The 12,243-nt window shown below is 65.6% G+C and carries 8 protein-coding genes; all 8 read right to left on the bottom strand.

Annotated features, from left to right (window positions below):
• Positions 1-56: 56 nt before the first annotated feature.
• The 8 genes from nagA to galA all read right to left on the bottom strand — a co-directional run bounded on the left by nagA (position 57) and on the right by galA (position 12,226).
• Positions 57-1,211: an N-acetylglucosamine-6-phosphate deacetylase gene (gene nagA, locus EO156_RS17105; RefSeq protein WP_011050497.1), complete on the bottom strand. Its 1,155-nt coding sequence runs from the start codon at positions 1,209-1,211 to the stop codon at positions 57-59.
• 2 nt (positions 1,212-1,213) lie between these two features.
• Positions 1,214-2,242, bottom strand: coding sequence for an SIS domain-containing protein (locus tag EO156_RS17100; RefSeq protein WP_003482628.1), 1,029 nt, complete (start codon positions 2,240-2,242; stop codon positions 1,214-1,216).
• Between the two features lie 6 nt (positions 2,243-2,248).
• A complete protein-coding gene (locus EO156_RS17095) occupies positions 2,249-3,316 on the bottom strand; it encodes a LacI family DNA-binding transcriptional regulator (protein ID WP_003482633.1) in 1,068 nt (355 codons plus the stop codon).
• A 40-nt stretch (positions 3,317-3,356) separates the two neighbouring features.
• Complete coding sequence (locus EO156_RS17090; RefSeq protein WP_016849396.1) at positions 3,357-4,634, bottom strand: sugar MFS transporter; 1,278 nt, start codon at positions 4,632-4,634, stop codon at positions 3,357-3,359.
• Between the two features lie 43 nt (positions 4,635-4,677).
• A complete protein-coding gene (locus EO156_RS17085) occupies positions 4,678-5,400 on the bottom strand; it encodes a GntR family transcriptional regulator (RefSeq protein WP_005925199.1) in 723 nt (240 codons plus the stop codon).
• A gap of 256 nt (positions 5,401-5,656) precedes the next feature.
• The gene (locus tag EO156_RS17080) at positions 5,657-6,823 is read right to left on the bottom strand and encodes a heparan-alpha-glucosaminide N-acetyltransferase domain-containing protein (protein ID WP_026006899.1); all 1,167 of its coding nucleotides are present in this window, start codon (positions 6,821-6,823) and stop codon (positions 5,657-5,659) included.
• Positions 6,824-6,938: 115 nt separating this feature from the next.
• Positions 6,939-9,335: an alpha-N-acetylglucosaminidase gene (locus EO156_RS17075; RefSeq protein ID WP_016849398.1), complete on the bottom strand. Its 2,397-nt coding sequence runs from the start codon at positions 9,333-9,335 to the stop codon at positions 6,939-6,941.
• Positions 9,332-12,226 (bottom strand): beta-galactosidase GalA, encoded by a 2,895-nt coding sequence (gene galA, locus EO156_RS17070; protein ID WP_016849399.1) that lies wholly within the window; start codon positions 12,224-12,226, stop codon positions 9,332-9,334. The genes EO156_RS17075 and galA overlap by 4 nt, the downstream gene beginning before the upstream one ends.
• Between the last annotated feature and the right edge of the window lie 17 nt (positions 12,227-12,243).

The following is a 12,243-nucleotide window of genomic DNA, read 5'->3' as shown; positions in this document are numbered from 1 at the left end:
GCTCCGAGCACCGGCCGCGTTCCGCTGCGGCGACGCAGGCGTGTGGGCGGCGGCGCTTAGTCGCGCTGCCCAGCCACCCACGTGCTCAACACCTGCACATCGTCATCCACCAGCACCAGATCGGCTTGGTAGCCGGGGGCGATGCGTCCCAGGCGTTCGCCCAGGCCAATGCATTGCGCGGGGTAGGTAGAAGCCATGCGCGCGGCCTCGGCCAGGTCCACGCCCAGCCAGCGCACGCTGTTGCGCACGGCGGTGGCCATGTCCAATGCGGAGCCGGCCAGTGCACCATCGGCATTTCGCACCACGCCGTCCACGGCGGTGATGGTTTCGCCGTAGAGATCGAAGCTGGCGCTTTCGCTGCCGACCATCGGCATGGCGTCGGTGACCAGCAGCAACTTGCCGCGTGGCTTGGCCGCGAGCGCCACACGCAAGCTGGCCGGATGCACGTGCACGCCGTCGACGATGACGCCGCACCAAATCGTCGGGTCTTCCAGTGCCGCGCCCACCGCATTGGGTTCGCGGCCAGCCAGCTGCGACATCGCGTTGTACACGTGCGTGAAGCCGCTGACGCCGGCGGCAATGCCATCGCGGGCCTGCTCGTAGGTGGCCGCAGTGTGGCCGGCGAACACGAGCGCGCCGCCGGCAACGAAGGCACGGATATCGTCCAGCGGAACGCGCTCGGGTGCGAGCGTGATCAAGGTGACGCCATTGTCCAACGAGGTATCGACGGCAATCTCGTGCGCGTCCGGTACGCGGAACTTGTCCGCGTCGTGCGTGCCCTTGCGCGCAGGACTCAGGTACGGGCCCTCCAGATGGATGCCGAGCACGCCGGGTACGCCTTGCGCGATGGCCTGGCGAGTGGCATCGATCGCTTCGGCCATCACCTCAGCGGTGTCGCTGATCAAGGTTGGCAGCATGCCGGTAGTGCCGAAGCGACGATGCGCGGCGGCGATCGTGGCCAGTGCCTGGGGGTCGCGTGCGTTGTTGAACAACACGCCGCCGCCGCCGTTGACCTGGATGTCGATAAAGCCCGGCAACAAGCTGGCGCCACCCAGGTCCAGGCGCGTATCGGCCTGCGTAACGCGCGCATCGTCGGCCGGCACGATCGCCTGGATCTGCGTGCCAGCCAGCATCACGACCAGGCCGTCCTGCAATCCGTTGTCGGTGAGCACACGTGCATTGCACAGTGCCTGAGTCGTGAGAGCGTGCATGATCAGACGGTTTCCGTGACCTTGTTCAGATGCGGCGGCAGATCGGGATTGTTGCCGCGCTGCAATGCCAATGCGTTGATCGCGCGATAGAAGCTCTGCACGGTCAACAACGGCGCACAGGCCGGGTGCGCGGCCTCTGCCAGCGGCAAATCGCCACCGGGCGCGGCCAGCCACACCTGTGCGCCACGCGCGCGGAATTCTTCGGCCAGTGCGCGGGTACCGGCACCGGTTTCGTCGGGCTGTGCGAAGACCAGCACCGGGAACCCCGGCCCCACCAGGGCCATCGGCCCGTGCTTGACCTCGGCCGAGCTGTAGGCTTCGGCGTGCAGGCCGCAGGTTTCCTTGAACTTCAATGCCGCTTCCTGCGCTGCGCCCAGGCCCAGGCCGCGGCCGAGCACGAACAGGTTGTGCGCAGGCGCCAGGCCGGCGGTGAGCGCGGACCAATCGGCCTGCCACGCGCTGCGCAACTGCTGCGGCAATGCGTCGAGCGCGGCAAGCAAGGCGGGGTCGTTCTTCCACACCGCGCCCAGATGCAGGACCGCGGCCAGCGAAGCGAGATAACTCTTGGTGGCGGCCACGCTTCTTTCCGGGCCTGCGCCCAGCGGAATCACCACCTCGGCCAGTTGCGCCAGCGGCGAATCTTCCACGTTGACCAGGGCGACCACGCGCGCGCCGGCAGCCTTGGCGGCTTCGGCATTACGCAGCAGATCCGGGCTCTTGCCCGATTGCGAAATCACGATGTACAGCGCGCCACGCAGTTGCAGCGGCGCTGCATAGACCGAGCCCACCGACGGCGACGCAGATGCGGTGACGATGCCGAGCTGGGTTTCGAACAGGTACTTGGCATAGGTGGCCGCATGATCGGAGCTACCGCGCGCGCAGGTCACCACGAACGGCGGCGGCGTCTCGCGCAGCGATTGCACAAGCGCGGCGATGGTGTCGGCATTACGTGCGAACTGTGCAGCGACCACATCGGCGGTCTGCGCCGCTTCGCGGAACATCAAGGTCTCGGTTTCGGAGGGAAGGCTCATCGTGGCTCAGGCAGATTCAGGAGGAAGGGGTTTGCCGGTGGACGCAGGCGCCGGCGCGGTGGAGCCGCGCACCACCAACTGCGGCACGAAGCCGCGGCTCTGCAATTGCGCCGGTTGGTCGTCGTAGGCATCGCTGCGCAGCTGGCTGATCAACAAGCGTGCGGCATGCCGCGCGATGTCGTCGGTGGCCTGCTTGGCAGTGGTCAGTGCCGGCCACGACTGGCGCGAGAACGGGCTGTCTTCGAACCCGGCGATCGACAATTGATACGGCACGTTCATGCCGGTGGACTTGGCCGCGGCCAGCACGCCTGCAGCGATCTCGTCGTTGCTGCCGAAGATGGCGGTGGGCGGCTCGCGCAACGACAACAGCCGGCGTGCGCCACGGAAGCCATCGTCGAACGTGTAGTCGCCGGGAATCACCAGGTGCTTGTCCAGGCTGATGCCGTAATCCTTCAACGCCGCCTCATAGCCGGCGTAACGTTCGCCGCTGGAGCGATGCTGCGGGCCGCCCCACAGGAAGCCGATGCGTTGATGGCCGAGCTGGATCAGGTGCTCGGTGATTTCATACGCGGCATCGCGGTCGTCGATATACACGCACGGGCCATCGCCGGGGTCGTCGGTGGAGGCGATGATGCGCACGCTCTTGATGCCGCGCGCGGCCAGACCGGCCAGCAATTCCGGGCGCTCGGACATCGGCGCGGTCAACACCACGCCGGCCAGGCGCGAGCGCTGGACCCATTCGGCCAGTTCTTCGGCCAGCAACGGCGAGGTGGAATCGCAGGGATGGATCTGCAAGCCGAAGCCGGTTTCGCGGCACGCGGCCAGCACGCCATTCTGAATGCCGATGATGTGGTACGGGTTGGGGTTGTCGTACACCAGGCCGATCACGAACGGCGTGCCGCTGCGCAGATTGCGCGCGGACGGATCGGGTTCGTAGTCGAGATCGGCGATGGCGCGCAGCACGCGTGCACGCGTGGCCTGCATCACCGATGGCTCGTTGTTGATCACCCGCGACACGGTCTTCAACGAGACCTTGGCGCGCTCGGCGACATCTTTGATGGTGGGCCTGCGCATGGATGTACCTTGTCCGTCGGAACGCATCATGCCGCCGCGATCACTTGGCCTGGGCCGGCAGGCCCACGCGATGACCGCGCAGCGAATAGAACAGGATGTACAGATAGCACGGCACCATCAGTGCAGCGAACACGACCTGGAAGTCGTAGTGCTGCTTGAGGATGGCGAACAGCTGCGGAATGATCGCGCCGCCAGCGATGCCCATCACCAGCAATGCCGAGCCGATTTCGGTGAACCGGCCCAGTCCGCGAATGGCCAGCGGAAAGATCGCCGGCCACATCATCGCGTTGGCAAAGCCGAGCGCGGCGACGAAGCCCACCGACACGTAGCCGTGGGTGAACAAGGCACCGAGCGAGAACAGCACGCCCAGCACCGCCGACACGCTCAGGTAACGCGCCTGCGAGATCACGCGCGGAATCAATACCAGGCCGGCGATGTAGCCCAGCAACATCGCGCCCAGCGTGTAGGAGGTGAAGATCTTGGTGCTGTCCAACGGGAGATTGAAGCCGTGTCCGTAGGTGCCGATGGCATCGCCGGCCATCACTTCCACGCCCACATAGACGAACAGGCACAGCACGCCCAGCCATAGGTGCGGGAACTGGAAGATGCTGGATTTCTGCACGCCACCGGTCGCGCCCGGCGTAGCGTTGGCTTCGGAGGGCTTGAGCTCGGGCAATGGCGAGAACAGCACGCCAATGGCCAGCAACAGCAGGACGCCGGACATCACCAGATACGGCGCGTGAATCTTGGCGGCGAAGGCGGCGAGCAAGGTTTCCTTGGTCGTCGCATCGGCACTGGCCACCTGCGCGGACAGGTCGCCGATACCGTGCAGCACCAGCGAGCCGATCAGGATCGGCGCCAGGATGCCGGCAATCTTGTTGCAGATGCCCATCAAGGCGATACGCCGCGCGGCACTTTCGATCGGCCCGAGAATGCTGATGTACGGGTTGATCGCCGTCTGCAGCAAGGCCAGGCCGCTGCCGATGACGAATAGGCCGCCCAGCGCGCCGGGATACCAACGCTGCGTGGCGAACTGGCCGAAGCCTGCTGCGCCCACCGCCATCACCACCAGGCTCAGCGCCAGGCCTTTCTTCATGCCGGTGCGCTTGAGAATCCACGACGAGGGCAAGGCCAGAAAGAAGTACGACAGGTAGAACACCATCAGCACCAGGAATGCGTTGACCTCGTTGAGGTCGAACGCCAGCCGCACGAAGGTGATCAGCGGCCCGTTGATCCAGGTGAAAAAGCCGATGATGAAAAACAGCACGCCGACGATGGCGATCGAGACAACGGGGTTTGCGGGCCTGGCGGTAGTCATGGATCGGCTGGCTCTGAGGTTGTCGTAAGGAATGCCGTTGGCGTCAGCGGCGCAGTTCGGCGACGAAATCGTAGAAGTCGTTGTGGCAATAGGTGTCGGTCAATTCGATCGCGCTGCCATCGCGGGCATAGCCCACGCGCACCACATGCAAAATCGCCTCGCCGGTCTTCATGCGCAGGTGTTCGGCCAGCCGCGCGGGCAGATTGATGGCGCGGAAGTACTGCAGGGCACGCACCACCGGCGTGCCCTGCGCATCCAGATAGCTGTAGAGCGAATCGCCGATCTGCTGCGGGTCGGCGACGATGCGTTGCGGCAACACCGCGTGCTCGTAAGCCATGACCCGGTCGTCGGCACTGCGCAGCCGCGTCAGCGAGGCCACCGCGGCATCCGGCGACAGGCCCAGGCGCAGGATCTCTTCGCCATGCGCCGGGCGCAGCCGCCGCTCCAGCCAGCGCGTGCCCGGCTCATAGCCCTTGATGCGCAGCGTCTCGCTGAAACTGGTCAGGCCGCTGAGCTGATGCTGGATCTGCGTGGTGACGAAGGTGCCGGCGCCCTGCCGGCGCGAGACCAGGCCTTGTTCGACCAGCACATCCACCGCCTGGCGCAGGGTCACCCGCGAGATCTGCAGCCGCTCGCACAGCTGGCGCTCGGCCGGCAGCGCCTCGCCGGCCTTCCACTGCCCGCCACGGATGGCGTCGGTAAGCTTGGCGGCCAGTTGCAGATACAGCGGGGTCGGCGCGGACGCGTCCAGTGCCAGCGCGTCCATCCTGGGGTCGTCGTCCGTCCTGGCGTTGGTTTTCGGTTTGACCACTGCCTGTCCTCCGGACCGACGGGGATTCGTTAGGTCCAATATAGTACCAATTTACGCAACGCGCATCAGGCCGCGGCCGACCTCGACGCACGCAATCGCGTGAATTGCCTGGCCGCGCCACATTGACCGCTGCCACGGGTGGGCATCGTGCAGCCATGGCCGAGCTGGTCAGTGCGTTGCACCCTGGCCCGTCGCCGGATGGGCGATGCGATCACAGCCGCAGGTACCAGCGCCGCCGATCCATCCACCAACCCACCGCGCAGCACATCAGCGTGTAGCTCAGCGCGCACAGCAGCGAGCCGAGTGGTCCTGGCGCAATGGTCTGGAACACGCCGATGCCGGCCCAGGCGTACAGGTCCAGCCCGGAGCTTCCGGCCGGGATCAGCCGCAACACCACCACGAACAATTCGGAGAACAGGTAGATCGCCAGCGGGTTACGCCCCAGGACGGTGAAGAAACCGCTGCCGCCGGTCCAGCCGCGCAATTCCAGCAGGTATACCAGTGCACCCAGCGCCAGCAGATCCAGGCCCACCGTGCAGGCGACGAACGAGCCGCTCCAGAGCTTCTTCGACAACGGCCAGGCCGGTGCCCAGAGCAGCGCCAGCAGCACCAGACCTGCGCCCGCCAGCAACAAGCTGCGCGTGCTGGCAATGGTCTTGCCATGTCGCTGCAGGAAGCGCCCGCACAGATAACCGGCCAGCACATTGACCGTGGCCGACAGCGTGCCGAGCAAGCCTTCAGGATCGAAGCCGCCGTCCTTGCGGTACAGATGATCACGCCCGTACAGCCACAGATCCAGGCGAGTGCCGGCATTGCCGGTCTTGCTCAATTCCGCGCCAGGTTGGCCGAAGGCGTACAACAACGCCCAATAGCCCAGCAGCAGTGCTAAGCAGACAGGCGCGATGCCGCGCGGTGGCAGATAGCGCACCAGCAATGCCGCCGCCAGGTAGCACAGACCGATCCGTTGCAATACGCCGGTCAGGCGAAGTTGATCGACCGTCGTGAACGCCCATCCACCATCTGGCTGCAGATGGAAAAAAGGAAACCAGTACATCAGCACACCGCATAGCAGGATCAGCGCAGCGCGCCTGCTCACACGGCCGAGGAACTGCAGATGCGGCGTGTTGGTTGCCAGCGCAAAACTCATCGCGCTCCCAACCGCGAACAGGAACGAAGGAAACACCAGATCGGCCAGCGTGAAGCCGAACCAAGCCGCGTGGGTCAGCTGCGCGTACGCCTGCGCGCCCGGCCCTGCGGTGTTGACCAGAATCATCAGGAAGATGGTCAGGCCGCGGAACACATCCAGTGAGAGGAAGCGTTCGCGCTTTGACGGTGCGGCTGCAGCGGGAGTGGCAGCCGCGGGCGTGTGTGCGCTCATTGCACGCCCTCGCCCACGTCATAGAGGTGGATGCGACATGCACATCTGGTGGTCTGGGCTCTTGCATCGACGCCACTGCGCTCCGGCATGAACGCCATGCGCAACACGGATGCGTTCATTGAGCGACCCCTTGCGTGGTGCTGTGAACGCCAACGGATGCACTTTCCTGCCGCGCGTCTGGCCCGCGATCCTGCGAAGCGCGTTGCCTTGGATCGTGCGCATCCAACTGTGCCAGCAAGGTGTGCAGCAAGCTCAATGGCTCACGTGGCGGCTGACGCTTCGACATCTCGTCCTGCGCGGACCACTGGCGTTCCCATGTTGCAAGCTGGTGATCCATGGCCACCGCATCGAACGGCGTGCCGGCCTTGCGTGCAGCACGATACGCGCTGAGAAAGCGCGTCCAACGCTGCAGATAGAAGTCTGCGTACATGCCCTGCCACGCCTTGGACGCGTAATCAGCAAGGTTGCCGTCGCCGCCCCAGACACTGACCTGCGCTCGCGCATTGCCGACATAGGCGCGCCGCAATCCGGCATCGTGGCCGGCCGCAGCGGCGGCCTGGCCGGTCCAGTCGGCCAAGGTTTCGTATTGACCGCCAATCAGCGCATCCAGTCCCCGCACCAGTTGCGTGGTGCGCGCCAGCTGCGCATCGCCGCGCGCGAAATCGCCGGCATTATAGGCCTGCACCACTGCCTGCAATTGACGGTCGGCCTGCAGGCTCAGGTAGTGGCGTGCGTCTTCGATCAAATCGTAGCGATACAGCGGCGCATCGGCATAACGGTTGGCCTGCCGCAGCAACGCATCGATGGCGCGGCGCAGGCGTTGCGGGTCGCCAGGACGATCGTCGAAATCGACGATGTCGGCAGTCGGCCGCTTGAACAGCAGGTAGGCACCGGCACGCTTGTTCCACCAGCGTGGCGACCAGTAACGGGTCTGGTAGATGCCTGCTTCCAGATCAGACCATGCGCTCAGTAATGCAGCATCGCTGCGGCCGTAGCGCGCGCGCAGATAGTGCGTGAGCCACTGCGACCACGATTGTTGTGGGCCTTCCCAGGCCAGCGCGTAGAGATACTCGTAGATCACCGAGTTGCTGTGCAGGCCTTCCGGAAACACGCCGAAGCCGCGCAGATTGCGTTTGTCCGGATCGGCCAGCAAGGCTTGCAGATCGTGCCGATAGAACGCGAAATCGCCGTACAACGGATTGCTAGCGCCATAGTTGTGCACGTAGCCGTAGATCCACTGCTTGTTGTCGAAGGCCTGCGATGCCTTCCAGGTACCGGGATAGCGGTCGTTGCCGATGTCAAGCACCATCAAGCGCGCGTCGGGCACCTTGCCGAGAAATGCAGCGATCGCCTGCGCTTGCCAGAACTGGCGGTCGGCACCGAACAGCCAGCCCTGCATCACCCAGGTGGCCTTCGGATTCACCTGCGCGATGGAGCGATACAACGCCTGCCCGTACTCGGCCAGGCGTGCATCGCGTTGCGCTGGCGGTACCGCTTTTGCCCGCGCAGCATCGGAGTTGGCGATGCTGTCGCCGTACCTGGCGGCGGCCACGTCGCTGCCATCGTCGGCCACGGGTGGCAGCATTTCGTTGAAGGCATCGGCCAGGTAGAACTCGCCTGCGCCGTAGGTCTGGGCGTACAGCTCAAGGAAGCGCCGCGCGAGCTTGGCAAACAGCGGATCGCGCGGATCCAGCCAATAGGTCTCGTGAAAGCCTTCCCAGGCGCGCATGCGATAGATGCGCGCATGCGGATGGGCCTGCGCGAACGCCCTGGGCACGTAGCCGGCAAATGCGGGCAGCACCGGCTGCATGCCCAACTCGCGCATGCGCGTCAGGATCTGCTTCTGCAGCACGCGTTTGCTATCGATCCAGTGTTGCGGCAGCGGTGCGCGATAGCCTTCGATATTGCCCATGCGCTGCCACGGCGTGAATGCCGGGCCGGAAAAATACTCCGCCAGCGCGTCATCGCCGACATCGAACTCGCGCCACAACGCTTGCCAGATCGCTTCCTGGCCTTCCATCGCCAGCGGCATGTCGATGCCATGCAAGGCCATCCAGTCGATCTCGCGCTGCCAGCGCGGCCAATCCCAGAACGGCGTGGTGTAGCCGTAGGTGCAGGTATTGAGATAGGCGCGGTGGGCAAATGGCGTGCGCACTTGACCACTGCGGTAGGCCGGCCATTGCGCTGGCAGCGCCACGCGGTCGCCCTCCCAACTCATCGAGGCCGCTCCTGCTTGACCGAGATACGCATAGGCGCCACGCGCCAAGGCTACTTGCGAGGAGCCGGCAATGCGCACCGTGTCGCCGCCGGCGTCGATGCGATACCAGTCTGCACCATCGCCACGCGGTGCGACGGTCATGTCGAACTGGGCGGCACGCGCGCCGATCAGGCGCTGCACGACAGCCTGCGCGGGCGGTGCCGCCAGCACGGGGACCGGAGTGGCGAGCAACGCGCCCAGCACCACGGCGAACACGCGCGCAGGCGACGATGAGGAAAACAGTGAAAAGGTCATGGCGGGTTCCGATAATGCACGGTGACGACGTCGTGGAATCCAAATGGTTGATCGGCAGCGACCTGCAGAATCACCGCCAGGGTGCGCTCGCCGGCCGCGGGTGCAAGCGCCACGGTGACCGGTGTTCCGGCCGCTGCCTGGGCGACCGCGCGGCCGTCCAGAAATACCTGCGCCGGCCCGCTGAGGCGGCCCAGGTCGAGTATGCCGCCGCGGGTTTGCATGCCCTGCCACGGTGTGAATTGACTGCGATACAACACATAGCCGGCACGTTCGGGGGCGCTTTCCAAGGTGCCTGGCAACGTATTGCTCCAGCTGTTGTTGTCGTTAGGACGGCGCGGGAGGTCCGGTGCGGGCGGCTGCGCGAATGCAGCGGTGTGGCGCCAGCTTTCGACCACCATCACTGGCGCCGCGATCGGCACCGATGCCGGCAGCGGCGCCGACGTGCGGCCGATATCAAGCACTGCATCGCGCAATCCGGGGCTACTTGCCTGCAGGCGCAACACGCCCGCACCGCTCCCGGCTTGCACGATTGCCTGCGCCAGCCCGTTGAACAACGCCACCTGCGTGCTTTGATCCGCTGCATGCGAATTCGGGTCGCCATTGCCGATACCCAACAGCCGGCCGCCGCTGATCTGCAGCGTCAGCAGTGCATTGCAATCGGGCACGTGGCGCCCCTGCGCGTCCACCGCTTCCAACGTCACCGTTTGCGCATCGCGGCCATCGCCGTGTAGTTCGCTGCGGTCGGGGATGAGTTTGAGCGCGACCGGGGCACCGGTGGTTTCGACGCGCGTGCGCGCCACTTCGTGTCCCCCACGCCAGGCCACCGCTTCGAGCACGCCCGGCGCGTAGTCCACGTGCCACTGATTCGATTGCGCACGATCCACCGCTTGTTTCCCGAGCGAGCGGCCGTTGAGCCACAACTCCACCTGCTCGGCATTGCAGAACGCCATGACCTTGATCGGCTGACCTTCGCGGCCGGGCCAGTTCCAGTGTGGCAACAGATGCAGTACCGGCGCATCGTCGATCCATAAGGCGCGACGCAGCCAATAGGCGCCCTTGGCAAATCCGCATTGGTCCATGATGCCGAAGAACGACCCCACCGATGGCCATTCGAACGGCGTGGGCTCCCCGCGATAATCGAAGCCGGTCCACACGAAACTGCCGGCGACGAACGGGCGTTCGGCAATCAGCTGCCAGGCGCGGCGATGGGTATTGCCCCAGTCCGCGGCCAGGCTGTCGTCTTCGGCCACCACGTGCGCATCCAGATCGGTGAACCACGCACCACGCGTCTGAAACGCACTGGTGTCTTCGCTGGACAGCATCGGCGTGCGCGGACGCGCTGCATGCACGCGGTCGTAGTTGTACTGCCGATAGTTGAAACCGAGCACGTCCACCACATCGGCCGCGCCGCCGGTGGCGAACATGCCGTCGTTCATGCCGGCGGTGATTGGGCGCGTGTCGTCGAGCGCCCGCACCGCGCTGGCGGCGCGCGCCGTGATCGCGTAACCGGTGGCGGTGCCTTGCAGCGGCTCTTCGTTGAGCAGCGACCACAGAAACACGCTGGGATGATTGCGCTGGCGCCGCACCATGTTGCGCAGCAACGCCACATAGTCGGGTGCAGGATTGAACAAGCGGTTCTCGGCCATCACCAACATGCCGAGACGGTCGCAGGCCTGCAGCAGTTCCGGCGCCACTGCGTGATGCAGACGGATGGCGTTGCAGCCAATCGATTTCAGCCGCTGCAGACGAAACACATGCAGCGCATCGGGCAACGCCACGCCGACGCCAGCATGGTCCTGATGCAGGCAGACGCCCTTGATCTTGAGCGGACGTCCGTTGAGAAAAAACCCGTGATCAGCGTCGAAGCGCAGGCTACGAAAACCGACCTCGCATGCGGCACGGTCGCTGCGGCCATCCGCGCTGCGCACTTCGGCTTGCAGGCGATACAGCACGGGGGTGTCCACGCTCCAGCGCTGCGGCTGCGGCACTGCGATGCTGAGCGCCGCCTGTGCCGTGCCGAATGCGGCGACGCGTCGTTGTGTCTCACCATGCGCCACGACAGCGCCATGCGTGTCGCGCAAGACGACGTCGACCCACGCATCAGCGGGCTGTTCACCGCTGTTGACAAGGTCCAACTGCACCGGCACCTGCCAAACATCGTCTGGGCCTTCCCGCGGCACGGCTGCCAGGCCGTCGCCGGCGATATGCAGGGGCGCGCGCAGCACCAGCCAGGTGTGTCGGTAGATGCCGCCGCCTTCGTACCACCACCCATCCATGGCCTCGGCATCGACGCGGATGGCGATGCAGTTCAATGCATTGCCATAACGTGCGACGGGCGTGATGTCGATCACCAGCCCGTTGTAGCCGCTCCAACTGCGCGCCATCAGCATGCCGTTGACCCACACCGTGGCATGGCTGGCGACACCGTCCAGACGCAGTTCCACCGCCTGGCCGCGCACTGCCTCTTCCAGCCGAAACGTGCGCCGGTACCAGGCGATACCGCGCGGGCGATAGCCTTGCGCGACGTTGGCGTCGGCGCGCACCGGTTGCTCCAATACAAAATCGTGCGGGACTTGCAGCTGCCGCCAACCGGTATCGTCGAACTCCGGCGCCGCTGCGCCCCAGGCCCGGCCCGCCTTGCCATTGGCGTACGTCTCGTCCTGCCCCAGCAGGCGCGGAAATGGCACATCGCCGGCATGGAAGCGCCACCCATCGTCCAGATCCAGCCATTGGCCGCCGGCATCTGTCGCGGAGCCCTGTGGCCTGGGACGCGGATTGGCGCTGGTGCCGACACGTCTGGTGCCTGCGGCTGCCGCGCCAGAGACCAGCGCAGGCGCGCTAAGCAGCGATGAGGCGCAGACGCTGCCGGCTAGGAACTCACGCCTGCGCATGGCAGCGCCTGGTCAAC

Origin of the sequence: Xanthomonas sp. DAR33341 (assembly GCF_003992815.1) — a bacterium.
GTDB lineage: Bacteria > Pseudomonadota > Gammaproteobacteria > Xanthomonadales > Xanthomonadaceae > Xanthomonas > Xanthomonas cissicola.
This window is presented reverse-complemented; position numbering and strand designations above follow the sequence as displayed.

Coding starts and splice junctions, on each gene's coding strand:
- nagA (WP_011050497.1), bottom strand. CDS start 1,211: ATGCACGCTCTCACGACTCAGGCACTGTGCAATGCACGTGTGCTCACC.
- EO156_RS17100 (WP_003482628.1), bottom strand. CDS start 2,242: ATGAGCCTTCCCTCCGAAACCGAGACCTTGATGTTCCGCGAAGCGGCG.
- EO156_RS17095 (WP_003482633.1), bottom strand. CDS start 3,316: ATGCGCAGGCCCACCATCAAAGATGTCGCCGAGCGCGCCAAGGTCTCG.
- EO156_RS17090 (WP_016849396.1), bottom strand. CDS start 4,634: ATGACTACCGCCAGGCCCGCAAACCCCGTTGTCTCGATCGCCATCGTC.
- EO156_RS17085 (WP_005925199.1), bottom strand. CDS start 5,400: ATGGACGCGCTGGCACTGGACGCGTCCGCGCCGACCCCGCTGTATCTG.
- EO156_RS17080 (WP_026006899.1), bottom strand. CDS start 6,823: ATGAGCGCACACACGCCCGCGGCTGCCACTCCCGCTGCAGCCGCACCG.
- EO156_RS17075 (WP_016849398.1), bottom strand. CDS start 9,335: ATGACCTTTTCACTGTTTTCCTCATCGTCGCCTGCGCGCGTGTTCGCC.
- galA (WP_016849399.1), bottom strand. CDS start 12,226: ATGCGCAGGCGTGAGTTCCTAGCCGGCAGCGTCTGCGCCTCATCGCTG.